The following is a 23,829-nucleotide window of genomic DNA, read 5'->3' as shown; positions in this document are numbered from 1 at the left end:
CCATGATTTTCATTGAACGCATTGGTGGCGTCGCTTGTATCGAGCTGAACGCCCCGCCCGTGAATGCCCTTGGCCTGAAAATGCGAAAGGCGCTATCGGCCGCCATTCAAGAGTTGGATGCCGATGACCAAATCCAGTCTATCGTTCTGCGCTCGGCCCTGCCGCTTTTTTGCGGAGGAGCCGACATCGCAGAGTTTCGTACAGGGGCCGTGTGGGACAAGCCGGATCTGCCTGACCTGTGCCTGACGGTTGAGGCATGTCGGATCCCGGTTATCGCGGCTATCGCGGGCCCGGCGATGGGCGGGGCATTAGAAATCGCACTTGCCTGTGACCACCGTGTTGCGACGCCAGATGCGCTGATGGGCCTGCCCGAGATCAAGCTGGGCCTGCTGCCCGGCGCTGGGGGCACCCAACGACTGCCACGGATTGCCGGATTAGAAGCCGCGACACGCATGATCCTGTCAGGGGACCCGGTAAGCGGGGAGTTTGCCCTGTCGTGCGGAGTGGTCGACAAGCTGTTCGAGAACGACCAGGACTTTCATAAACGGGTTGTGGATTTCGCCACCGAAATCGCCCGTCTGGAAGCGCCTAAGCGCATTTGCGCAGACATGCAGGTTACCCACCCTGATCCGAAGGGGTTTCTTGCGGAATTCCGCCGCGGGATCGAGGCGAAAACCCGAAATCTTGTTGCTCCACAGCGATGCCTGACCTCGATTCAGGCCGCATGCGAATTGCCACTCACGGCGGGGCTGGCGCAAGAAAAAGCAGGTTTTGCCGAATTGTTGGATACGCTGCAATCGCGTGCGGGTCGCCATCTGTTCTTTGCTGAGCGCGAATGCACCAAGGTTCCGGGCGTTACCCGCACGGACCGGCCACGTGACATCGCATCGGTCGCGGTGATTGGGGCCGGAACAATGGGACGCGGTATTGCCATCGCCTTTCTTCAGGCCGGGTATCCGGTCACGTTATTGGAAACCACACAAGGCGCTCTGGATCAGGGGTTGGATCAAATATCTCAGCATTTTCAACGTGCTGTCGACAAGGGACGGCTGAGTGCTGATCGCGCTCAGATCTTCTCGTCTAACGCCTCAGGGGCGCTTAACTATGCAGACCTGAGCGATGCCGATCTGATCATCGAGGCGGCGTTTGAAAACATGGATGTCAAACGTCAGATTTTCGAAAACTTGGACCGACATGCAAAACAAGGTGCCATACTGGCCTCGAACACATCGACATTGGACATTGATGAAATCGCCGCAGTCACGTCTCGTCCGGAAGATGTGATTGGTCTTCATTTCTTCAGCCCTGCAAACATCATGCGGTTGCTGGAGGTGGTGCGTGGCGCCAAAACTGCAGCTGACGTCATTGCGACGGCCATCAAAACCGCCAAGAAGATCCGAAAGCTCCCTGTCACGGTGGGCGTGTGCTACGGGTTTGTTGGAAACCGGATGCTGGAGCCGTATTTCCGCGAAGGCTCGCGTCTGCTTCTGGAGGGGGCGACCCCCAAACAGGTGGATGATGTCCTCGAGAATTTTGGCATGGCCATGGGCATTCACGCGATGGCAGATCTGGCTGGAGTCGATGTGGGCGCACGCGTGCGTCAGGAACGGCGAGATGAAATTGCCCATGACCCGGCATATCAGGCGGTTCAGGACAGGTTGTTTGAATTGGGCCGGTTGGGTCAGAAAACCGGACGTGGAAGTTACCTCTATGAGGGCCGCACACGGGCCGAAGACCCCGAGATCACGCAAATAAGCGCCGCACTTGCAGAAGAACATGGCGTGGCCCGCCGGGATATCAACGACCAGGAAATCCTTGAACGGTGCCTGTATCCTCTGATCAACGAGGGTTTTTTGATCTTGGAAAAAGGCATCGCAACGCGCCCCGGTGATTGTGATCTAATTTGGGCCAATGGCTATGGCTTCCCAAATTGGCGTGGAGGTCCGATGCATTATGCCGATGAAATCGGGTTGGCCCATGTTCTGAACCGAATGAACCATTATCGACAGTCACTTGGTGCCTACGGTGAAATGTGGTTCACGCCTGCGCGTTTGTTGACAGAATTAGTGTCTTCTGGCGTGACACTTGCAGAGCATTTCGATGCCAAAAAGGAAAATTCATGAGAGAAGCCGTTATCGTCTCAACTGCACGAACCCCAATTGGCGTGGCCTTCAAGGGGGCGCTAAACAACATCAAATCACCGACCATGATGGGCCATGCCATTGCCCATGCGGTTGAACGCGCAGGCGTAGACCCCGCGTTGATCGAAGATGTTGTCGTCGGGTCGGTTTTGACAGCCGGAACAGGCGGGATGAATGTTGGAAGGCTATCTGCATTGGCGGCAGGTCTTCCCAACACAGTTGCAGGTCAGACAATCGACCGGCAGTGTTCTTCGGGACTGATGGCCATTGCGACGGCCGCAAAACAGATCATTGTCGATGGGCAGGATGTTGCGGTTGCAGGGGGGCAAGAGAATATCTCGGCAGTGCAAAATGCATATCTGAAATGGGCTGGCGATGAAAAGGACCCAAGTGTCACCGCCCAATCTGAACATGCTTACATGCCGATGTTAATGACGGCCGAAAATGTCGCGCGCACCTTTGGGCTAAGCCGTGAGGCCCAAGATGAATACGCGGCACTTTCGCAGGAGCGGACAGCACGGGCTCAGGACGCTGGCGCCTTTGACGATGAGATCGTCCCGATCACATCTATCAAGAGAGTTAAGAACCGAGAAACCGGGGAAGAGACCCTGGAAGAAGTGACCTTGTCAAAGGACGAAGGCAACAGGCCGGGCACCACGGCCGAAACACTTGGTCAGCTGAATGCGATTGTCGAAGGTGGTTCGATCACAGCCGGAAATGCAAGCCAGCTTTCAGATGGAGCATCAGCCTGTGTGCTGATGGACCGAAAAATGGCCGAACAGCAGGGCCTCACTCCACTGGGCATTTATCGCGGCATGGCTGTTGCAGGAAACGCACCGGAAGAGATGGGGATCGGCCCAATTTATGCCATTCCCAAGTTGCTAAAGAACGCCGGTCTGAACATCAAAGACATTGGGCTTTGGGAGCTGAACGAGGCCTTCGCCTGTCAGGCTCTCTTCTGTCGTGATCACCTTGGCATCGACCCGAAGATCTACAATGTGAATGGTGGCGCGATTTCCATTGGCCACCCCTATGGCATGACGGGGGCCAGACAGGTTGGACATGCCCTGTTGGAAGGAAAACGCCGTGGCGTAAAATACGTGGTGACGTCTATGTGTGTGGGCGGAGGCATGGGGGTCGCTGCCCTTTTTGAAGTCGCCTAACATCTGGTGAAATGGGTTCAGGTTGAACATCGCCTGACTATTTTTTGACCACCTGACACATGCAGCAGTCGCTTGCTGCATGTGCTGTGTTTTAGGCCGAAGGAAATATGCTAATAGCAGGCAATAAACCCGCTACGAATGGCTGAACACTCCGTGTGTCAGGCCTCTGGCTACCAATAATGCTGCACATCGGGGCAATGACCGCATCGGGTGAGCTGCACTGCAGCATTTCAAAATAGCGCTCAGCGGTGGCTTTGGGCCGTTCGCTTCCTTTGGGATGCGCAGATCACGAACGTTAGCAACGCTTGGAAAGCCGCCAAAATTGGGTGCAAAGTTATGGTCAAGATTGAGTGCAAAGTTAGCGATATGAAGATGAAATTTCCTCAATAAAAGCGCCGACACAGTGCAAGTTTATGTTCGGCCCTACATTATTGTAGGATGCCCCACGGTTGTTCGTGACGCCGATAAATGTTCGTGAGACATTCAAAGTCGCTCATTTTGAAGAATCTCGGCGAGTTTCGGGATAGGCAAATAGGTCCTGAAACTCGCCAAAAATAGCAGACATGTTCTTCAAATCCTGCTGCGAGGCGGTAGACGGCGTTGATGTCGGAGGGCCGCCTGCAGGTTCTGGTATGGAGCACCCAGCCCCCGAGCCAGCCAGACTGTAGGCCTATCCGCTCCTCCCATCAGCAACGGTGATGGGGCTGTAACAGAAACTGTACTTCTTCTTTTTGCCTGAGCTGCCATAAAGGCGCGTCAGAGGAGAGCCGAGATGACCCAGATACCGCGTGAGAATGTCGACACCCCGCAGGGGTTGGCATTTGCCATTTCTGCCTATGTCCTATGGGGGTTTCTGCCGCTGTATATGAAGCTGGTGGCGCATATTCCGGCGGCTGAGGTGGTGGCGCACCGGGTGCTTTGGTCGGTGCCGGTGGCGGGGTTGTTGTTGATCTTGCTGGGGCGAACCAAGGATCTGCGCGCCGCGCTCAAAAGCCCGCGCACCCTAGGCATGGCCTGTGTTACGGCGGCATTGATCTCGGTAAACTGGGGGATCTATGTCTGGTCGATTGCTTCTGGCCATGCGCTGGATGCAGCCCTTGGCTACTACATCAACCCGCTGTTCAGTATCGCCCTGGGGGCCCTGTTGCTGCGCGAGCGGCTGGCACCGACCCAGCTGGTGGCCATTGCCCTGGCGGCTGCCGCAGTGGTGGTTTTGACCATCGAGGCCGGGCGGTTACCCTGGGTGGCAATTGCACTGACGCTGAGCTGGGGGTTTTATGCCTTCTTCAAGAAACAGCTGCCGGTTGGTCCCAATCAGGGCTTTATGCTCGAAGTTCTGATCCTGACACCGCCGGCGTTGGGCTATCTGGTCTATCAGTCAGCGACTGGCGGGACACATTTTCACGGCGCGGACATCTGGCTCTTGATGGGCTGCGGGCTGGTGACGGCGGTGCCGCTGATTGTCTATGCCAATGGTGCTAAACTGCTGCGGCTCTCGACCATCGGAATTCTGCAATATATCGCGCCAACGATGATCTTCCTGATCGCGGTCTTTGTCTTTGGCGAAGAGTTTGGCCGTGCCAGAATGATCGCTTTCCCGATGATCTGGGCGGCGCTGGTGATCTATTCGATCCCGCTGATCCGGCAGATCCGCAGGGGCTCCAAGGCGGCGACCTAGGTGAGATCAGGTGAAATGCTCCTTGATCTGGTAGGCCAGAATCTCGGCCCATAGCTGATAGGCCTGGGCGCTGGGGTGATAGCCATCCCGGGCCGCCAGAGCGGGATCACGGGGCAGTTCAAAAGGGAAGTGAACCACAGTGCTGTACGCTTGGGCCTGTGCGATCAGCACCCCGTCGAGCCGGGCAGCTTGTCGTCCCAAAACCCAGGCCAGGGGCTGCGGGAGGGCCGGGAAGTGCTGCATCTGTGGCACCCCACTGACCAGAATCAGGTCTGGCGCAAAGCGATCGTTCAGAAGCTGCATCAGCTGGTTCTGCTGTCTGGCAAACTGTTTCCGCGAGGTGCCGGAGGTCACGTCATTGACGCCAAGCGCCAGGGCAACCACATCAAAACGCTGTTTGGGCAGGGCCGCGAGCCGGCCAATGGTATCGCTGGTTTTATGGCCTGTGGTGGCCTCCAGCTGCCACTGCACCTCAAAGGCGGATGCCAGCTGAGCCGCCAATTGACCGCTCAGCGCCTGCGTCTGTTGTTCAACACCAACCCCGGCGGCGGAACTGTCGCCGGCAATCAACAGGCGCAGCGCGGGCCCGTCCCCTTGTCGGCCCTGCCGAGCCCCGCGCGGTTCTGGTAGGATCAGGGCCTGCCGTCGTACCGAAATGCCCTGAAGCAGAAGCAACGGCAGCAGTGGCAGACGCAGAATTTGGTCGATGCCCAGCATGAGACAGCAGCAGTCCTTATTGGGGCGTTTTCGCGTCAGCTCAGGGATTTGCGGAATTCCAAAAAGCGGGCATCGGTCATCACCCGCGCATTGATGGCATCGCGCAGGGCGCCAATTGTTTTGTAAGGGCGCATGACCACCTCAAAGTTCTGGATCAACCCCGCGTCATTCAGGGTAATCAGATCAACGCCCACGGTGTCGAGATCCCCCACCTTGCATTGGAATTCCATCGCCCAGTCCTTGCCCTCGCCCATGATGCGGCGATAGCGAAACTCCGAGAAGATCTTGCCAACATGGCCCAATACTGCGGCCACGGGCTCACGGCCTGTCCAGGTCTTCCAGTAGGTGGGCGGCAGGAAGGTCACATCTTCGGCCAGCAATTCCAGAATGGCCTCTTCGTCGCCTTTGGCAACAACTTCCTGCATGTTGAGAATGGTTGGGTGCATGGTCTCTCTCCCTGAACGTCTATTATGATTGCTGAGCTGAACTCTGCGTTTCCTCCCCAATCTCGGCAAGCACGACGTCACGGGAACTTGCCGTGGGTCGCAAGGCGCAGTAGGCAGGCGCTCATGGCTGTATCAAGTGACTATACCCCGCCGCAGGATCCGCTGGAGATTCTGCATCATGACGCTCAGATTCTGGTGGTGAACAAACCGGCCGGCTTGCTCAGCGTGCCGGGGCGCGGTGAACACCTGGCCGATTGCCTGCTGAGCCGGGTGCAGGCCGCCTTTCCTGAGGCGCTGCTGGTGCATCGGTTGGATCGGGATACCTCGGGCATTCTGGTCTTTGGGGTGACGCCCCATGCACAGCGGCATCTGTCGATGCAGTTTGAAAAACGGACCACGCGCAAAGCCTATGTTGCACGCCTGACCGGGCATCTGGAACCCCGTGCCGGAGAGGTTGATCTGCCGCTGATCGTGGATTGGCCCAATCGCCCGCGGCAGATGGTCTGTCATGACACCGGCAAAGCCTCTGTCACGGAGTATCGCGTGGTGAAATACGGGGAGGGGGAGACCCGTGTACGGTTGGTCCCAAAGACCGGGCGGACGCATCAGCTCAGGGTGCATATGATGGCGCTGGGTCATGCGATCCTGGGGGATCCGCTTTATGCCAGCGGCGATGCGCGCGAATACCCTCGGATGATGCTGCATTCAGAGGAATTGCGGATCAAGCACCCGGACAGTGGTGAATCGATGAAGTTCCGCGCCAAAGCGCCGTTCTGAAAGCTCAATGGCTCTGTTGGCGCCGTCCGGCCTAGGCCGTGACCTTTAGCCACTCGCTGGGCAGAATATCCGGGTTGCTGAGTTTCGGGTCGCCAAACCAGTTGGTTGGCCCTGCCACCCGTTTTTGATCATTTCGGTTGAGCCAGGCAGCCCACCAGGAAAACGAGCTGTTTCCGATGATGTTGTGATTGCACAGGCTCATCAGGCGCATGTCTTCAAAATCGGTTTCCGGCCCGTTGAAATCGACAACCACCTTATCGCAGGGCAGTGGCAGATTGGCCTTGGCCCAATCGGGATCATCCGAGAAGACATAGACGGTTGGCGCCGCACCAGGCAGGTCATCGAGAATGCGGGCAAGGGCGGCCTCATAATAGGCCTGATCACAAAGCACATGGGCCGCCAATGCCACATAGTCACCGCGCCGCACATGCAGGGAAATTGCAGGCCCGGCAGCAATGCGCGCGGCCATTTCGGCATTTTGACTATTGCTGAAGGCGGGGAACGTGAAGGCCGTGCGGATCAGATCCGCGATACCGTCGAAGTATTTCTCGCTTTGCCAATAGCCATGCAGGTAGCTGTCGTCTCTCCAGGTCTCAAAGGCGGGATTATAGCCAAGCCCCCGTTCGCGGCGAAACTGCGGTGCCAGCCCAAGCCCGCGCCAGAGCGCATAACGCAGCGGTGCCTGCTGTTTGAGCGGCGGTAGCTTGGTGGCAGGCGCGAGGTCGAGATCAAAAACCCGCGTGAGAACCCCTTCTCCGCGCAGTTCAGCACCACGGCTGTCCAGCGCCACGGTGGTTTGCAGCCGATGTGCTAGCGCCCGGGCTGCCGCATATTGAAACATCTGATTGCCGAGACGACCGTGCAGACGGGCAGTGATCATGGCGGGTTCCTTATCAGATGGCAGACAATTGCAGGTGTCTGCTCTGCATAGAGTGCTTTTGACCCCATGACCAGTTGCTGCGGCAACCAGGTGTTTCGCGTGCGAAACACTATGGGCGGGAGCTGTTGTCCCGCTGCTGCCAACGGCTATAGGGGCCGTGACTGAAACCCAGATCTGGCGGTTCTGGCAGTTTGGCGATGAACTCGATTGAGTGGCCATCGGGATCTTTGCAATAGACCGATAGGGCAGGCATCCAACCGATGACGGTGGGCTCGGTGATCTTTTCTCCGATCAGCCCCAAGGGCTGAATGCCGCGCTGGCTGAGCTGGTCACAGAGCCTGTGAATATCTGCCGCTGCCATGCGAAAGGCAAAATGCAGCTGCATGCCAAGTGGCGCGCTGCCCGTCTCCCAGAGGCCCAGCATGGCACTGTCCGGGCTACCGACCCAGTAGAATTCCACCCGGCGCTGGGGCAGCTCATGGGCCAGGGTCAGACCAAGGATATCCTGATAAAAAGCACGGGAGCGGGGGAGATCGGCGACCGGAAGATGTGTCTCATAGAGCCCGTCGATTGTCCCGGAGATCTGATTTTGCGGCTTTTGGGGGGCAGGGTTTTGGAGATCATGTGAAGTCATCTTGAGGCCTTTGCTTGAGGGGAGTTGTCACTGTGCTTTCTAAACCCGGCTTTAGGTCAAGTGGTGTTTGTGCCGGACATGAGGCTTGACGGAATCGGGGGAACTGCCGTAAGCGAGGCGTCAGGTTTGGGTCTCCTGCCTGCCGCAACCCTCTTTGAGGGTCATGGTGAAACCCTGAAAAGATCAAGACGACATCTATCGCTCAGAATATTGGCGCGCTGGATGGCAATGTGGCTCCCATCGTGAATTGCGTGCCCTTATTGGGACGAAAACAGATGACTGATTTTTCGAATGTACCTTCAACGGAAGCGTTGAAGCTGCAGGCAAAGCGCCTGCGACAGAAATTACACAACAGTGGTGTTGATGTGGGCCATTCCAAGTCCTTGGAACTGGTGGCGCAGCAATATGGTGCGCGGGATTGGAACACCCTGCAGGCACGGGCTGGCAATCGGTTGCAGCTGCGGGTTGGGGACCGGGTACGTGGACGCTACCTGGGCCAGGCCTTTACTGGCGAGCTGCGCGGGCTTTCCTTGATGGGAGATGGAGAAAACCGCCAGATTACTCTGCATTTTGATACCCCGGTTGATGTGGTGCGGTTCGAGAGTTTCTCGAGCCTGCGTCAGCGGGTCAAAGGGGTGATTGGTTGGGATGGGTGTTCTGTACAGAAGACTTCGGATGGGGTGCCGCAACTGATTGTGGAAGGGCCTGCCTGAGGGCACTCACAGTTCTCCTGATGTTTGAGCCGGAGTGCTGCGCAGAAAAGGGAGCGCTCCCGCACGTCGGAGATTTTCTGGCGAAAGCTCTCCTCCCTTTGGGCCGGGCGCCGCGCTTTAGCGCGGCGCCCGGCCCAAGATCCGCCACTGTTCTGGCGTTAGCCAGGACAATGGCGGGACGCGGGAGAGCGCCCTTGCCTGATTTCAGACCCTTTGTTCTGGGTAATCAGCCGAGGGACAAAGCCTAAGGAAAGGCAAAAAGAAAGGCCGCCCGGAGGGCGACCTTTCAATAGTGTCTGTCTCTGACGAGACAGGCTTTATTCTGGTGTCCAGCCGCCGACGGCCTTCACTTCGAGGAAATCCTCGATACCCCAGCTGCCGCCTTCGCGACCATTGCCGGACTGTTTCATGCCGCCAAAGGGCGAGCCCGCACTGCGGGACTTGCCGTTGATTTCAACCATGCCGGAACGCAGCACACGGGCCATACGATTGGCACGGGCGCTGTCCTGGGTCTGCACATAGTTGGTCAGACCATAGGGGGTGTCATTGGCGATCTCGATGGCTTCCTCTTCGGTTTCAAAGGGGATCATCGTCAGTACCGGGCCAAAGATCTCTTCACGGGCCACGATCATCTGATTGTTGGCATCGGCAAAGACCGTGGGCTTCACATAGAAACCCTTGTTCAACCCATCAGGACGACCAGTACCACCGGCAACCAGCTTGGCGCCCTCGTCGATGCCCTTCTGGATCAGATCCTGGATCTTGTTCCACTGCAGCTCATTCACCACGGGGCCAATATGGCGGCCTTCCTCGGAGGCGGGACGAACGGTGACCTTGGAGGCAACCTCGGCCGCAGTGGCAACGGCCTGATCGTAGATGCCTTTTTGAACCAACATACGGCTTGGCGCATTACAGCTCTGGCCGGTGTTGTTCATCATGTGCAGCACACCACGCTTCACAGCTTTCTCATCGGCATCTTCAAAGATCACGTTGGCACCTTTGCCGCCGAGTTCCAGATGTACCTTTTTCAGGGTTTCGGCTGCCGATTTGGAAATCGCGGTACCCGCGCGGGTTGACCCGGTGAAGGAGACCATATCCACATCCGGATGCGCGGTCAGCTGCGAGCCAACGCCCACACCGTCGCCGTTCACCAGGTTGAACACACCCTTGGGGAAGCCAGCCTCATCCATCATCTCGGCAAAGAGCATGGCGTTGAGCGGGCTTTGCTCGGAGGGTTTCAGAACCATGGTGCAGCCTGCTACGGCAGCGGCGCCGACCTTCAGCGTCACCTGGTTCATGGGCCAGTTCCAGGGAGTGATCAGCGCGGCAACGCCCACAGCCTCGTGGATGATGCGGTCATTGGGCGCGTGGTCGCCAAGTGGCGCGTCAAATTCATAGGCCTTGGCGGCACGGATGAAGTTTTGCAGGTGATAGCTACCAGCGCCAACCTGCTGGCTGCGGGCCATATCAATGGGCGCACCCATCTCTGCGGACATGGCCTGGGCCATCTCTTCGCTGCGCTTGCCATAGATCTCGATCAGCTTCTCAACCAGGGCAAGACGCTCAGCGACCGGCGTGGCCATCCAGCCTGGCAGCGCGGCCTTGGCGGCGGCAACGGCAGCATCGGTATCTGCTTTGTCGCCAAGCGAAATCACCGCGCAGGCCTCTTCGGTTGAGGGGTCAATTACCTCAAAGTCATTTGCCTGTGCGGGGGCAACCCACGCACCGTTGATGTAAAAGTCGCGTTTTTCAATCATGTCCGGTCTCCTGTTCAGACGCAGAATCCGACGCGCAGGCCGGAAGTCAGGCAACAGTGTGTCACTGAGGTTCCGGAGGGGCAAGCGGTCTTGTGCAATAATTTGATCAAATTATTTGAGGCGAAAGCTGCGGCCTACTGGGATCGGCGGGGATCTGGTCAATTGGCCAGGCACATTGTCTTTTGGGCTAGCCATTCCTAAATGGGACTGTAACGTTGCGGCATAGCGATAGGCCCCCGATTTCGGAGGCGCGATTTGACAGGAAAAGGAGACCGTCATGGGTTTGCGTATTAATGATGTAGTTCCAAATTTCACAGCTGATACCGACCAGGGAGAGATCAGCTTTCACGATTGGATCGGCGACAGCTGGGCGATTCTGTTTTCTCACCCCAAGGATTTCACCCCGGTCTGCACCACCGAGTTTTCGGCTGTTGCGCAGCTGAACGACGAATGGGCCAAGCGCGGCACCAAGGTGATCGGCGTTTCCGTCGACGGTGTTGAAGACCACAAGAAATGGAAAGGCGACATCGAGAAATACGGCAATGCCGCCGCTGGTTTCCCCATCATCGCGGACGAAGGCCTGGCGGTTTCCAAAGCTTTTGACATGCTGCCCGCCGAAGCCTATCTGCCCGATGGCCGCACCCCTGCTGACAGTGCCACTGTGCGGTCGGTCTTTATCATTGGGCCCGACAAGCAGCTGAAACTGTCGATGACCTATCCAATGACCGTGGGCCGCAACTTTGCCGAAATCCTGCGCGCGCTGGACGGGTTGCAGATGTCCGGCAAGGGTGTTGCCACCCCTGCGAACTGGGTGCCGGGTGAGGACGTTATCATTCCACCAACGGTGTCCAACGAGGATGCCAAGGCGAAGTTTGGCGAGTTTGAGACCATCTTCCCCTATCTGCGCAAAACCAAAGCGCCAACCTAGGGCACTGTGCTAGAAACCTAGTGAACAAAATGGGCGGGTCAGCCATCTGTTGGATGACCCGCCCATCTGTGGTTTGGGTCGCCGATACCTGTGCTCCGCGCTCTGCGGGCGTCTGTTTGGTTGGCATTGGTCGCAAAAATGCTTATCCGGTTTGGTGTGGCTCTAAATGATCGGGAAGAGGAAAACAGGTGGCATCTCTTAAGCGTTGGATCGATCTCAAACGGAACCCGTGGAAGGCTCCTCTGCACAAGGCGATGAAGGCCTGGAAGGCTGATAAAGCCTCGGATAGCCATTTATTGACTTATGATGATCTGCCCGATCAGCCTGTGGTTCTGGATATCGGCGGTTACGAAGGCGGGTGGAGTGACGTTGTCCTTGCCACTCGTCCCTCGGCCATAATTCACGTTTTTGAGCCTCATCCGGAGTTTGCGAAAGAGCTGCGCCACAAATTTTCCGACAACTCAAATATCACAATCCATGAGTGCGCCATTGGATCAAAGCCGGGTCAGCTAGAGCTGAGCGATTCTGCGGATGCATCATCCGCCTTTGGAGCAAAACCGGGGCAGACCTATACGGCGGAGGTGCGCTCTGTTGCGGATTTCTTCGCGGCATCAGATCTGCAGGAGGTTGATCTGGTAAAGATCAATATCGAGGGCGGCGAATATGACCTGTTGCCTGGTTTGATTAACGACGGGTTGATTGATCGCATCAAACGCCTTCAGGTGCAGTTTCATCTTTTTGATCCCTCCTGGAGCCTCCAGCGGGATGCCATTCGGGAAAAGCTCGAAGCAACCCATGCCTGCGTCTGGTGTTATACCTTTGTCTGGGAGGAATGGCGCCGGAAATAAACGCAACCCGGTCCCGCTCTGCCTGGCTCAGGCTTTTTGAGGTCGTGCAGACACTTGGGCACGGTAAAGCGCGCGTTTGAATTCGCGGCTCAGCTTGCTGCCAGTTTTGCGCTTTTGAATGGTTGATCCACCCAACGCCTCTGTCTGTTCTGACACCCCATTGGGCAGGATCGTCTGGATCGGTTGCCCATGCACCCAGTGCATCTGCAAAAAGGTATCAACCGGCCGGTCCAGATGCTCCGTTGCTGTCAGCAGTCTCCTCGCAGCGGCGCGCCCCACCACCTGGGCGACGGTTTGCAGGCCGATCATCTTGGGCAGGAACAGTTTGCTTTCGCCCTGCTGGCTGACTTGTAAGGCTGGCATCTCCCGGTGTTTGGCGGGCAGGCGGATAAAGCTCTCTTGGCTGGCCTGTTGCGCGATCAGCGTGAGGGCATCCTGCCAAAGCGGAGGCTCCAGCGCCAGATCGTCTTCGACAATCAGCGCATAGTCCCAATCGGCATCGATAATGCGTTGCCAACAGCGCCGATGTGAAAGGAAGCAGCCGATCTCTCCGGGGGAGAGCGGGAAGGGGTAGTTTGGTCTGTGCAGGTCGCCCGGGTGCAGGATCTCAGCGAGATCTGCTGCCACCGCACGGCCGTTCACGGCCTCGATCACCTCGGCCTTGGGGAGCGAAAACAACAGGTGTTCCACATTGGCGGCACGGTTGCTGCTGCCGGGCATATGAATGATCATCGAGTGCATGCCAATGGCTTAGCGGGAATTGCCGATCAGCGAAAGGGCCGCAAGCAAGTGCCCCGCCCTTGCCGAATGCAATTGGCGCGGACAAGATGCCGGAAACTTTGATGAGACAGCTATTTCCGGGGAGCAATTATGGAGTTTTTCTTTGATCGATATTTCTGGCAAGCGCAGCTGCAGTCAGAGGATTGGGCCGCATTCACCGGCGGCACTGCAATTCTGCTGACCTTTGCCCCGGAAGGACGGGATGAATCGCCTTTGCGTGCTGATGAGCGGGCTCTTGCGGATTGGGTGGAGAGAAATTTGGCGCAGCAAAAGCCCCATGTTCTTGCCGCTATCTACCAGGCCTATCCTGACCTGCGTCAGCAGTTTTTTGTGGATTTTGACATTGAGGAAAATATACAGGATTTGCCAAGTCTGGAGACCATGCAGGACCTGGTTCAGGTGATAGACCTGATCGGCGTGAATGTTCACCAGATCAGTAATGACGGTATTCCCTATGTTGGGTATGAGTTTAGCTGCGCATGGGATGAGGAGCACGGGTTGGGTGTGTTGATGCACAGGGACCGGATTGTTGAACTTGGCGCAGCAGATGTCGCAATGACTCTCTGGATGGTGGAAGAGGATCTCGACGCTGACGGATCTTGAGGCGGTGAGGCGCTGCCTACCTGCCAAAAGAAAGGCCCCGGCGTTTCCACCGGGGCCCTGTTGACTGCCTCAGAAGCTGAAAATCAGTCTTCTTTTTTCTCGGGCTGCATTTCTTCGCCGGTTTCCTGGTCGATCATCTTCATCGACAGGCGCACCTTGCCGCGATCGTCAAAGCCCAGGAGCTTCACTTTCACTTCCTGACCTTCCTTCAGAACATCCGAAGGGTGGTTCAGGCGGCGGTTTTCGATCTGAGATACGTGGACCAGACCGTCGCGCTTGCCAAAGAAGTTCACGAAGGCCCCAAAGTCGACGATTTTGACAACTTTCCCGGTGTAGATCTTGCCTTCTTCGGGCTCGGCCACGATCGAATAGATCATGTCGTAGGCTTTCTTGATCGAGTCGCCGTTTGGCGATGCGATCTTGATGATGCCTTCGTCATTGATGTCGACCTTGGCGCCGGAGACTTCAACGATCTCGCGGATGACCTTACCACCGGAACCGATCACTTCACGGATCTTGTCGGTGGGCACCTGCATGGTCTCGATGCGGGGCGCGTGGACAGAGAATTCCGCAGCGCCGGACAGCGCTTTGTTCATCTCGCCGAGGATGTGGATACGGCCAGCTTTGGCCTGCTCCAGGGCTTTCTCCATGATCTCGGGCGTGATGCCTGCGATCTTGATGTCCATCTGCAAAGAGGTGATCCCTGCTTCGGTACCGGCCACTTTGAAGTCCATGTCGCCCAGGTGATCTTCGTCGCCCAGGATGTCGGACAGGATCGCATAAGAGCCGTCGTCTTCCAGGATCAGACCCATGGCAACACCGGCAACCGGTGCTTTCAGCGGAACGCCGGCATCCATCATCGACAGGGAGCCACCACAAACGGAGGCCATCGAGGAGGAACCGTTGGATTCGGTGATCTCGGAAACCACGCGGATGGTGTAGGGGAAGTCGGTTGCCGCAGGCAGAACCGCCTGAAGCGCACGCCATGCCAGCTTACCGTGACCAATTTCACGACGGCCGGGGCCGCCCACACGACCAACTTCACCAACCGAATAGGGAGGGAAGTTATAGTGCAGCAGGAAGTTGGATTTGAAGTTGCCGTGCAGCGCGTCGATAAACTGCTCGTCGTCGCCGGTGCCCAGAGTGGTCACAACCAGACCCTGAGTTTCCCCACGGGTGAACAGGGCGGAACCATGGGTCCGTGGCAGCATACCGGTCTCGGAAACGATATCGCGGATCTCATCGGTGGCACGGCCATCGATACGCTTGCCGGTTTTGACAACGTCGCCACGCAGGATGCCAGCTTCGAGCTTCTTCATCGCCGAGCCAAGGTTGGCGTCGTCCAGCTGCTCTTCGTTCAGGGCTGCCTTGATGGTTTCGCGGGCGGCGGCAACAGCACTGGTGCGCTCTTGCTTGTCGCTGATCGCAAAGGCGGCGCGCATCTCGGTGTCGCCTGCGGCTTTCACGGCCTCAAACAGTTCCGAGTAGTCAGGCGCTGCAAAGTCGAAGGGCTCGTTTGCGGCTTCTTCGGCCAGGGAGATGATCAGGTCGATCACAGGCTGGAAAGCGTCATGGGCGAATTTAACCGCGCCGAGCATTTCTGCTTCCGACAGCTCGTAAGCTTCGGATTCAACCATCATCACCGCGTCTTTGGTACCGGCAACAACCAGATCCAGGCGCTGTTCAGGGTTCAGGCGCAGGTCCTGCATGTCGTCAACAGTTGGGTTCAGGATGTATTCACCATCCTCAAAACCAACGCGGGCACAGGCGATTGGGCCCATGAACGGTGCGCCAGACAGGGTCAGCGCAGCGGAAGCGGCAATCATCGCAACCATGTCCGGGTCGTTGACCAGATCGTGGCTCAGCACGGTGCACATCACCAGAACTTCGTTTTTGAAGCCGGGCACAAACAGCGGGCGGATCGGACGGTCGATCAGGCGCGCAGTCAGTGTTTCTTTTTCGGTTGGGCGCGCTTCGCGCTTGAAGAAACCGCCGGGCACTTTACCTGCGGCGTAGTATTTTTCCTGGTAGTGGACTGTCAGAGGGAAGAAGTCCTGACCTGGCTTTTGCTTACGCGCAAAAGTCACGTTGGCCATAACGCTGGTTTCACCCAGTGTGGCGATGACAGAGCCATCAGCCTGACGGGCAACCTTGCCCGTTTCCAGTGTCAGCGTTTCTTCGCCCCACTGCATCGATTTCTTTGTAACGTTGAACATGTCAGCATCCTAAATGGGAGCACTCCCAGGCGGATCCCGGGTCTCCCGTTGCATAAAGCGGCCCCATTGCCGCCGACCTCTTACATCTTGCTTTCGCGTGCCGAGGCCAGGCACGTGTCTCAGATAGGCCGCCCATACAGCAGAACGGCAACAAAAGAAAGCAAAAGCGCTTCCGGCTGCGAAACTGATCTCCAGTAAGCGAGACTGAGCCCCATTGGTGAGAGGCCTGTGAAGGTCGCCTTGGATGGGGGGCTGAGGCTCTTGCTTAGATGCAGGGACGGGAGGGTGAATTGTTGGTAATATTTCTTTCATCTTTCCGCCTTTAAGGTGTATCTCCAAAATAGCTTCACGTTAGAGGGTAAAATTCGGCTGCGCATGGGGCCTAATTGGAATGCGATTTTTATGGATCCCTAATCGCATCGGAGAAACGGTGATGAAATGCTGGCAAGATCAGGAACCTTTTCGGAATTCAACGCCTCAGACCCCGGGACCGAAAATATCTCGCGGTCTCTTGCTGAGCAATTGGGGATCACAGATATTGATATCCAAGAACGCAAAGATCTTCTTAGGTTTGGCCGGGATGACGAAACCGAACTGAGGTCTTTCAATGAGATATCGTATCGCATTGCCCAGGCGGTGGTGGATGAATTCTACGTCAATCAGACCGCTGTGCCCCATATTCGGTCTCTGATTGGGGATACCGAAACATTGCAACGTCTGCGCAGCGCCATGCGAGAGTATATCATCACCCTGTTTCAAGGGAGCTATGGCGCTGAATATGTTAACTCACGGCTGAGGATCGGTAAGGTTCATGCCCGCATCGGCGTTCCACCCAAGCTTTATGTGTCGTCTCTTTATGTTTTGGAGTGCATTCTCAACAAACACATTGCGCAAACAAACAAGTGTGAAGCCCCGTCAGAGGCGCTGCGGCGTTTGCTTTCATTCGATCTGCAATTTGTTTTTGATACCTATATCCAAGGGCTGGTTTCCGAAGTTCAATTGGCCAGAAATGAGTTGATCGAATACTCACGCTCCCTGGAGAAGAAAGTGGCTGAGCGGACGCAGCTGATCGAGAGGCTGGCCCTGATGGATGATCTGACCGGGTTGGGCAATCGGCGGGCGTTTTTTGCTTCGGTTACACAGGAGCTGAAGGCCGCCAAGCGACGGAAGGGGCGGCTATCCCTTCTTTTTGCTGATTTGGACGGTTTTAAACTGATCAATGACACCCAAGGCCATGTTGCAGGTGACCAGATATTGAAGGGGATCGGGGAGCTGATTGGTGAGGTTGCCAACAGTTCCGAAGCTGCGTTTCGCTATGGCGGGGATGAGTTCTGCGTGCTGCTTCCGGGCGCAGGCATTGCTACGGCCACCGAATTTGGCACCAGGCTTCGTGAGCGGGTCAAAAACGATTTTAGGGGTAAGGTCATGATCAGTATCGGAGTTGTCTCAGCCGGGCCCGAAGATTTCCCGGATGTGGATGCCTTTATTGCCTCGGCAGATGCTGAAATGTATCAAGACAAGCATCAGGAATCACCGCGCACACCTGTCGCAGTGAAATCATAGGCTTGGGACCAGTGTCGTGACGATTAGGAACTTCGGGACGCGTCATGCGTAGCACGGCAGACCGTATCCGCCATGCGGTGAGTTTTGAAGTGATTGGCCTGTTGGCAATCACGCCGATTGGCTCCTGGGCTTTTGGTATGGAGATGCACGCCATCGGCGTAGTGGCCTTGGTCGGGGCGACAATTGCCACCCTGTGGAACTATCTGTTCAATCTGGGCTTTGACCGCACCATGATGCGCTGGCTGGGCCATAGCCGGAAATGGCCGCTGCTGCGCGTTGTTCATGCGCTCTTGTTTGAGGCCGGACTGCTGGCGGTACTCTTGCCCTTTATTGCCTGGTATCTGCAGATCGACCTGTGGACCGCCCTGATGATGGATCTTGGCTTTGCTGGCTTTTACCTCGTCTATGCCTTTGTCTTTAACTGGGCCTATGATGTGATCTTCCCGATCCCGTTGCAGCCCCTGCCCAACGGGTCCGCAGTGGACTAAAGCGTCTCGCTGGCTGAGGTGAAGCTGCCGGCAATTTGTTGCAGGGCGGCTGGGTTTGCCTTGTAAAACACCCAGTTCTTGATCTTCTTTGAGGTCACCAGCCCGGACTGTTCTAGGCTTTTCATATGGCTGGTCACTGTCGGCTGGCTCAGCCCCACTTTATCGGTGATGAAGCCCACGCAGACGCCATCCAGTACCAGATCGCCATCGCGTTGCGGTGGGAAATGGCTTTCAGGGTCCAGCAGCCAATCCATGATCTGAACCCGGTGTGGATTGGCCAGCGCACGCAGCGCGGCAAGGTGGGTGATGAGCGGCTTGTTCATATAGTCATTCTTCTATATAGATCATTTCCGATATGGATTCGGATTGGGAGAGACTGCCATGAACGAGGATCAGTTGCTACAGGAAGCCGACAGGCGCGCCCGCGACTATGTATCGGGCGCCGATGCGCGCCGGGTGTTTCCCACCGATCAGGATATTGCGGCACTTGCAGGTTTTGATGAGGCGTTACCTGAACAGGGTCATCCCGCCGCAGATACCATCGCGCTGATGGATGATCTTGGCTCTCCCGGGACTGTTGCCTCCAACGGGCCAAACTATTTCGGCTTTGTTATTGGTGCCAGCCTGCCGGTCGCTGCGGCGGCGGAACGTCTGGCGATTGCCTGGGATCAATGCGCCTCGACTGAGGATGGCAGCCCAGCGGCCTATGCCATCGAAAAACAAGCCAGCAAATGGTTGCTGGAGATCCTGGATCTTCCACGGAGCAGCGCCGTGGCCTTTGGCACCTCTGCCACTGCTTGTGGCCTCAGCTGTTTGGCGGCGGCGCGGGCGGATCTGTTGGCACGGCAGGGTTGGGATGTGGTGAATGACGGGTTGTGTGGCGCTCCAGAGGTCAAGGTGGTGGTGCCTGCCAGCACTCATGTCACCGTGCGAAAGGCGCTGCAGGTTCTGGGCTTTGGCTGGAACCGGGTGATCAAGGCGCCGGTAGATGACAAGGGGAGGATAATCCCGGATCAGCTGCCTGAAATGGACGCCAATACCCTGCTGGTGTTGCAGGCAGGAGAGGTCAACACTGGAGAGTTTGATGATTTTTCGACGATCATTCCCCGCGCCAAGGCGGCAGGGGCCTGGGTACATGTGGACGGGGCCTTTGGGCTGTGGGCCCGTGCGGCGCCGGAATTGTGGCATCTGACCTCGGGGGTCGAGCAGGCTGACAGTTGGACTACAGATGGTCACAAATGGCTCAACACCCCCTATGATGGCGCAATGGCGATCTGCCGGGAACCGCAGGCGCTGGCGCGGGTGATGAACAGTGATGCCGCCTATTCTACCGCCTCGGCGGAGGCCCAAAAGAACCTGACCCTGGAGTTTTCCCGCCGCGCGCGTGGCATTCCAATCTGGGCAGCCCTACGTAGCCTGGGCCGGGAGGGCGTGGCAGAATTGGTTCACCGTCACCATAAACAGGCCCGCCGCATTGTGGCCGCCCTGGATGAGGCAGGGTTCGAAGTGCTCAATCGTGTGGTGCTCAATCAGGTTCTGGTCCGTGGCCAGGATGACGCCGCCACCCAGGCCATTCTGGCGCAAGTTCAGAACAGTGGTACCTCGTGGTTTGGTGGCACGGTCTGGCAGGACCGCCCAGCCTTTCGCATCAGCCTCTCATCGTTTCGCACCGAGGAGCGACATGTGGACCAATTGATGAACCTGCTGGTCCAGATTGGGGCGAAAGGTTAGCCCGGGAAGTTGGATACTCCGTTCGACCTGCCGCCGCGTGCTAGTGTTGCTGCTTCGGCACGATCCAAGCTGGCCAGGGTCTGCTCCAGACTGTCGCCTCTGGCTTTGGTCTTGAGCCAGACTCTGCGGCAGGAGGCGGGGGACCAGGGCAGTTTTGCGCTTTGGATCCACAGTCGAAGATCGCGTGGCAATTGATCATAGGCCAGCATGGGATCTTCGCTGCGTTTGCGACGTTTTGCGCTGGTTTCGCCAAGATTGCGTTTGGAGCGGCGGCGGGTAGGGGAGGAGTGCATGGATTCACATATGTTATAACCTATCATTCGCTTCTAGATGTTGAACCCAACTGATGCAAGCCGACGAGTTCATTCGAAACGAAAAACGCCCGCTCAGATTTGAGCGGGCGCTGATAATCCAGAAAGGATTGGTATTCTTAGCGGCGGATGCCAAGGCGTTTGATCAGGTCCTGGTAACGGGCCACATCTTTGCCTTTGGTGTAGTCCAGCAGCTTACGACGCAGAGCAACCATTTTCAAAAGACCACGACGACCGTGGTTGTCTTTTTTGTGGGTTTTGAAGTGCTCGGTCAGGGTGTTGATGCGCGAGGTGAGGATAGCAACCTGTACTTCGGGCGAACCGGTGTCGCCTTCTTTGGTTGCGAATTCTTTCATCAGGCGTGCTTTTTCTTCAGCTGTGATCGACATCGGGGTCTCCTTTAAAAGGTTAGAGTGATGGCACAGGCCGGGATGTCGTCCAGCGCAGGCCCATGGAGTAGCACCGCCGCGAATCTGTTGCCAGATCCAAGGCAGATGCGGGCGTATAGGCGGTAATGGGAGAAAAGGCAAAGGAGAACTGCATCAGCGGCGTAAAGACCTGCATTGGGGCGGTCACCGGAGCAATTTTAGGTCTGTCGGGCAGGGTCTGGCGGCGCTACAGAAACTAGGTGGAAAGGTTGAGTTGCGCATCGACCAAGGCAATATCGTCGGCGCTCAGCCCCTCGGCCCCGGTGAGACGCAGAACCTCAGACCCGTTGACGCGCACGACCTGTTGGCTGGGATCGTCGCTGTCGGCCTCGATCGAGATCTCAGGCTCTGCCTCGCCATCGGGGTTCCAAAACACCACCAGCTGATCCTCGGCGCTGTCAAAATCCATCAGTTGCACGGCCGCGCCGCTGCCGGTCAGATCCTCGGCCCAGATTTCATCCGCCCCATCGCCCGCCGTCACGATATCTCCGGCGCCTGCAACCAGAGTATCGTCGCCAGCGCCGCCATTGAGGTAATCCACCTGCGTTCCGTCATCGGCGCCCCAGACCAGATCATTGCCGACGCCGCCAAAGAGGCTGTCCTGGCCGGCACCGCCTTGAAGGCTGTCGTTGCCGTCATTGCCATGGAAGGCATCATTGCCGCTGCCACCGTTCAGGGAATCATCCCCCTGGCCACCATGGCCCTGATCATCACCTGCGCCGCCGAGCAGAGTATCGGCGCCAAAGTGACCAAAGAGATTGTCGTCGCCAGCGCCGCCGCCTAGGGAATCGTCGCCGTATTCGCCGTGCAGCAGGTCCGAACCTTCACCGCCAGTCAGAGTGTCAGTGCCGCTGCCGCCGTGCAGCCTGTCGTCGCCCTCGCCGCCGTCGAGGGAGTCGCCGCCCGCATAGCCATGGATCTGATCATCCCCGCCCAGCCCGGAAATGCTATCGCCAATTCCGGTGCCGCTCAGGATATCTATTTGGTCAGATCCAGTCAGCTGTTCGCCGTCAAAGAGTGGCAGATCGCCTGAACCGCTGTCCGCAGGGGAGTCACCCCCGTCCACATCAATAAAGTCGCAAATCTCCAGCCCCTGATCGGAGCCGCTGGCCGCACCATCCAGAAATTCATCGGCTGGGGTGATTGGGGCATCGGGCATAGAGTCTGGATCTGAGCCTCCGCCGGTGGATTGGGCCTCGCTGGTGTCATCTGACGCCACATCATCGCCAAAATCCAGCAGGGCGGCACCGCCAATCCCCATGAGCCCCAAAAGACCCGCTAACCATAACATGGCATCTTCTCCAAAACTGACCTGGATGTGGCGCAGATTTCGCGCCGATCCATGATCAGTTTGTCATATTTTGCTTAATTGTATCCAAACAAATCAGGAACATCGTTAATGCGACTTTCCTTGGGATCTTCAACGGTTTGAAGCGTTAACCGTGATTTTTGCACCGTTAAAAATGCATTAATCCCACAGCAGAGGCTGCTGGCTATAGGCAATATAGAGCGGGTGTTTGGGGTGGCCGTGTTTGCTGAGTCCCAGGTGATGCAGAGGCGCGCCGCAGTTGCGTAGCAGGGTTTCAATAGCAGGCCCTTGATCCCGGTGGACCCCATGGGTGCCCCAGGCACAGATCACCATATCAGCCCAATCCATCCCGGTGAGGATCGCCGCCCTGTTGTCGGGACCTTCGGGATCCGCAGCCTGGCGCATCACTTTTGGGTCGGTGGCGCGAATGGCAAAGATATTGGTCGCCTGAAAGCCCCCGAACCCCAGCGCCCGGGCACGCCGTTCACAGCGCTCGATGGTGGGGTCGTTCTGTATCTCGGTCGCCTTGGAGGGGTTCAGCATGACAAACATCACCCGCTTGCCCGTCGGCTCCCAGACCCGGGTGAGGCTATAGCGAAAAGTCTCACAATCGGAATAGACCGCGGTGGAGGGCGCGTCGCCCTTGGTATGGCTGCGAGTGATCATGGCTCTGTCCTGCCAGTCCCAGTGATGTCTGGCAAGCCTCGTTGCGATGAGCGAACCTGCCAGACAATTGCTCAGCCAGGCTGCACAAACACGCGGGAGGGGTGCAATTCACCCGCCTTGTAGATCCCTACGGCGACAGCCTTGCCATCAATCGAGGCCCAGGCCTCGTCGCCATATTCTACATCTGATGCCAGAACCATGCCGGGGTTGCCATTGCGCAGCCGCACCGCGCCTTCCGGCGTGCATTTCAGCTCGGGCAGATCTGCCAGGCCTTCTTCCAGCGGACGCAGATAGGTGTCGAGCTCGGGGGTGCGCTCCATCCGCAGCACATCCTCGAGGCTCAGCCCATCGGCGGCGTCAAACGGTCCGGACCAGATACGGCGCAGCACTTTTACATGGCCATGGCAGCCCAAAGCAGCGCCGAGATCACGGGCGATGGAGCGCACATAACCGCCTTTTCCGCAGGTCATTTCCAGCACGACGTGGTCGGCATCGGGGCGGTCTACCAGAACCAGCTCTTCGACCCATAAAGGCCGCGCGGCGATTTCAAAATCCTCATCGCCATCCCGCGCCAGTTTATAGGCACGCTGCCCGTCGATTTTCACCGCTGAGAACTTGGGCGGCACCTGCTGGATTTCGCCAATAAACGGCGACAGAGCCGCTTTGATTTCGTCATCTGTAGGGCGCAGATCGCTGGAGGCAATAACCTCTCCCTCGGCGTCATCGGTATTGGTGGCCTGTCCCAGCCGCACGGTAAAGGTATAGGCCTTGAGCGCATCGGTAATATAGGGAACGGTCTTGGTGGCTTCGCCCAGGGCAATGGCCAACACGCCGGTTGCTTCGGGATCCAGGGTGCCTGCATGGCCGGCCTTCTTGGCCTCCAGCGCCCAGCGCACCTTGTTCACGACAGCGGTAGAGGTCAGCCCGGCGGGTTTATCCACCACCAGCCAACCAGAAATATCGCGCCCTTTGCGTTTGCGTGCCATGTCCGTCCCCAAATTCCTGTGAGGCGCGCGGGGTAGCTCAGGGATGCTGTTGTGTCAAATGTAATT

24 protein-coding genes are annotated in these 23,829 nt (G+C 57.4%); 11 read left to right on the top strand and 13 right to left on the bottom strand.

What is annotated here, in order from left to right; translation table 11 throughout:
* Positions 1–2 precede the first annotated feature (2 nt).
* The 3 genes from ED661_RS12805 to rarD all read left to right on the top strand — a co-directional run bounded on the left by ED661_RS12805 (position 3) and on the right by rarD (position 4,982).
* Positions 3–2,123: a 3-hydroxyacyl-CoA dehydrogenase NAD-binding domain-containing protein gene (locus ED661_RS12805; RefSeq protein ID WP_122074320.1), complete on the top strand. Its 2,121-nt coding sequence runs from the start codon at positions 3–5 to the stop codon at positions 2,121–2,123.
* Positions 2,120–3,304, top strand: a complete 1,185-nt coding sequence (locus ED661_RS12800) for an acetyl-CoA C-acyltransferase (protein ID WP_122074319.1) — start codon at positions 2,120–2,122, stop codon at positions 3,302–3,304. Before ED661_RS12805 ends, ED661_RS12800 begins: the two co-directional genes overlap by 4 nt.
* 772 nt (positions 3,305–4,076) lie before the next feature.
* The gene (gene rarD, locus ED661_RS12795) at positions 4,077–4,982 is read left to right on the top strand and encodes an EamA family transporter RarD (RefSeq protein ID WP_122074318.1); all 906 of its coding nucleotides are present in this window, start codon (positions 4,077–4,079) and stop codon (positions 4,980–4,982) included.
* 6 nt (positions 4,983–4,988) lie between these two features.
* On the opposite strand, the gene ED661_RS12790 is transcribed toward rarD, so the two are convergent.
* Together ED661_RS12790 and ED661_RS12785 are read right to left on the bottom strand one after the other, a co-directional pair.
* Positions 4,989–5,699, bottom strand: a complete 711-nt coding sequence (locus ED661_RS12790) for an SGNH/GDSL hydrolase family protein (RefSeq protein WP_122074317.1) — start codon at positions 5,697–5,699, stop codon at positions 4,989–4,991.
* Between the two features lie 35 nt (positions 5,700–5,734).
* Entirely contained in the window at positions 5,735–6,145 is a 411-nt protein-coding gene (locus ED661_RS12785) for a nuclear transport factor 2 family protein (protein WP_122074316.1), read from the bottom strand.
* A 123-nt stretch (positions 6,146–6,268) separates the two neighbouring features.
* Here ED661_RS12785 and ED661_RS12780 point away from each other — a divergent pair, with 123 nt between their 5' ends.
* Positions 6,269–6,922 (top strand): RluA family pseudouridine synthase, encoded by a 654-nt coding sequence (locus ED661_RS12780; RefSeq protein WP_122074315.1) that lies wholly within the window; start codon positions 6,269–6,271, stop codon positions 6,920–6,922.
* Positions 6,923–6,953: 31 nt separating this feature from the next.
* On the opposite strand, the gene ED661_RS12775 is transcribed toward ED661_RS12780, so the two are convergent.
* Together ED661_RS12775 and ED661_RS12770 are read right to left on the bottom strand one after the other, a co-directional pair.
* Positions 6,954–7,802, bottom strand: a complete 849-nt coding sequence (locus tag ED661_RS12775; protein ID WP_122074314.1) for an alpha-1,2-fucosyltransferase — start codon at positions 7,800–7,802, stop codon at positions 6,954–6,956.
* A gap of 109 nt (positions 7,803–7,911) precedes the next feature.
* A complete protein-coding gene (locus ED661_RS12770) occupies positions 7,912–8,436 on the bottom strand; it encodes a VOC family protein (RefSeq protein ID WP_122074313.1) in 525 nt (174 codons plus the stop codon).
* Positions 8,437–8,711: 275 nt separating this feature from the next.
* Between ED661_RS12770 and ED661_RS12765 the strand changes: the two genes are divergently transcribed.
* Positions 8,712–9,149 carry a glyoxalase superfamily protein gene (locus ED661_RS12765; RefSeq protein WP_122074312.1) on the top strand — a complete coding sequence of 146 codons (438 nt, stop codon included), beginning with the start codon at positions 8,712–8,714 and terminating at the stop codon, positions 9,147–9,149.
* 317 nt (positions 9,150–9,466) lie between these two features.
* Here the strand turns inward: ED661_RS12765 and ED661_RS12760 are convergent, their stop codons facing one another.
* Positions 9,467–10,906 carry an aldehyde dehydrogenase family protein gene (locus ED661_RS12760; RefSeq protein WP_122074311.1) on the bottom strand — a complete coding sequence of 480 codons (1,440 nt, stop codon included), beginning with the start codon at positions 10,904–10,906 and terminating at the stop codon, positions 9,467–9,469.
* A gap of 277 nt (positions 10,907–11,183) precedes the next feature.
* Between ED661_RS12760 and ED661_RS12755 the strand changes: the two genes are divergently transcribed.
* Both ED661_RS12755 and ED661_RS12750 read left to right on the top strand, forming a co-directional pair.
* Complete coding sequence (locus tag ED661_RS12755) at positions 11,184–11,834, top strand: peroxiredoxin (protein WP_122074310.1); 651 nt, start codon at positions 11,184–11,186, stop codon at positions 11,832–11,834.
* A 188-nt stretch (positions 11,835–12,022) separates the two neighbouring features.
* Positions 12,023–12,682 (top strand): FkbM family methyltransferase, encoded by a 660-nt coding sequence (locus ED661_RS12750; protein WP_122074309.1) that lies wholly within the window; start codon positions 12,023–12,025, stop codon positions 12,680–12,682.
* A 27-nt stretch (positions 12,683–12,709) separates the two neighbouring features.
* On the opposite strand, the gene ED661_RS12745 is transcribed toward ED661_RS12750, so the two are convergent.
* Positions 12,710–13,414, bottom strand: a complete 705-nt coding sequence (locus ED661_RS12745) for a glycosyltransferase family 25 protein (protein WP_371412443.1) — start codon at positions 13,412–13,414, stop codon at positions 12,710–12,712.
* Between the two features lie 138 nt (positions 13,415–13,552).
* Here ED661_RS12745 and ED661_RS12740 point away from each other — a divergent pair, with 138 nt between their 5' ends.
* A complete protein-coding gene (locus tag ED661_RS12740) occupies positions 13,553–14,065 on the top strand; it encodes a hypothetical protein (RefSeq protein WP_122074307.1) in 513 nt (170 codons plus the stop codon).
* 83 nt (positions 14,066–14,148) lie between these two features.
* On the opposite strand, the gene pnp is transcribed toward ED661_RS12740, so the two are convergent.
* A complete protein-coding gene (pnp, locus tag ED661_RS12735) occupies positions 14,149–16,281 on the bottom strand; it encodes a polyribonucleotide nucleotidyltransferase (protein ID WP_122074306.1) in 2,133 nt (710 codons plus the stop codon).
* Positions 16,282–16,719: 438 nt separating this feature from the next.
* Between pnp and ED661_RS12730 the strand changes: the two genes are divergently transcribed.
* Together ED661_RS12730 and ED661_RS12725 are read left to right on the top strand one after the other, a co-directional pair.
* A complete protein-coding gene (locus ED661_RS12730) occupies positions 16,720–17,844 on the top strand; it encodes a GGDEF domain-containing protein (protein WP_122074305.1) in 1,125 nt (374 codons plus the stop codon).
* A 44-nt stretch (positions 17,845–17,888) separates the two neighbouring features.
* A complete protein-coding gene (locus ED661_RS12725; RefSeq protein WP_122074304.1) occupies positions 17,889–18,332 on the top strand; it encodes a PACE efflux transporter in 444 nt (147 codons plus the stop codon).
* On the opposite strand, the gene ED661_RS12720 is transcribed toward ED661_RS12725, so the two are convergent.
* A complete protein-coding gene (locus ED661_RS12720) occupies positions 18,329–18,655 on the bottom strand; it encodes a helix-turn-helix transcriptional regulator (RefSeq protein WP_122074303.1) in 327 nt (108 codons plus the stop codon). The two genes, ED661_RS12725 and ED661_RS12720, sit on opposite strands and share 4 nt — an antisense overlap.
* 58 nt (positions 18,656–18,713) lie before the next feature.
* On the opposite strand from ED661_RS12720, the gene ED661_RS12715 reads away from it, so the two are divergent.
* On the top strand, positions 18,714–20,063 hold the full coding sequence (locus ED661_RS12715; RefSeq protein WP_122074302.1) for a pyridoxal-dependent decarboxylase: 1,350 nt from the start codon (positions 18,714–18,716) through the stop codon (positions 20,061–20,063).
* Here the strand turns inward: ED661_RS12715 and ED661_RS12710 are convergent.
* From ED661_RS12710 to truB, 5 genes are all read right to left on the bottom strand, one after another.
* A complete protein-coding gene (locus tag ED661_RS12710) occupies positions 20,060–20,356 on the bottom strand; it encodes a DUF6525 family protein (protein ID WP_122074301.1) in 297 nt (98 codons plus the stop codon). The two genes, ED661_RS12715 and ED661_RS12710, sit on opposite strands and share 4 nt — an antisense overlap.
* 137 nt (positions 20,357–20,493) lie before the next feature.
* Positions 20,494–20,763: a 30S ribosomal protein S15 gene (gene rpsO, locus ED661_RS12705; protein WP_009810119.1), complete on the bottom strand. Its 270-nt coding sequence runs from the start codon at positions 20,761–20,763 to the stop codon at positions 20,494–20,496.
* Between the two features lie 235 nt (positions 20,764–20,998).
* Entirely contained in the window at positions 20,999–22,093 is a 1,095-nt protein-coding gene (locus ED661_RS12700) for a calcium-binding protein (RefSeq protein ID WP_122074300.1), read from the bottom strand.
* A gap of 177 nt (positions 22,094–22,270) precedes the next feature.
* Positions 22,271–22,777 carry a DUF1643 domain-containing protein gene (locus ED661_RS12695; protein ID WP_122074299.1) on the bottom strand — a complete coding sequence of 169 codons (507 nt, stop codon included), beginning with the start codon at positions 22,775–22,777 and terminating at the stop codon, positions 22,271–22,273.
* A gap of 71 nt (positions 22,778–22,848) precedes the next feature.
* Entirely contained in the window at positions 22,849–23,763 is a 915-nt protein-coding gene (gene truB / locus ED661_RS12690) for a tRNA pseudouridine(55) synthase TruB (RefSeq protein ID WP_122074298.1), read from the bottom strand.
* Positions 23,764–23,829 lie beyond the last annotated feature (66 nt).

It is taken from the genome of Pseudophaeobacter sp. EL27, from assembly GCF_900313025.1.
Lineage (GTDB): Bacteria > Pseudomonadota > Alphaproteobacteria > Rhodobacterales > Rhodobacteraceae > Pseudophaeobacter.
Note: the sequence above shows the minus strand (reverse complement) of the source record. Positions and strands in the feature narration are given on the sequence as shown.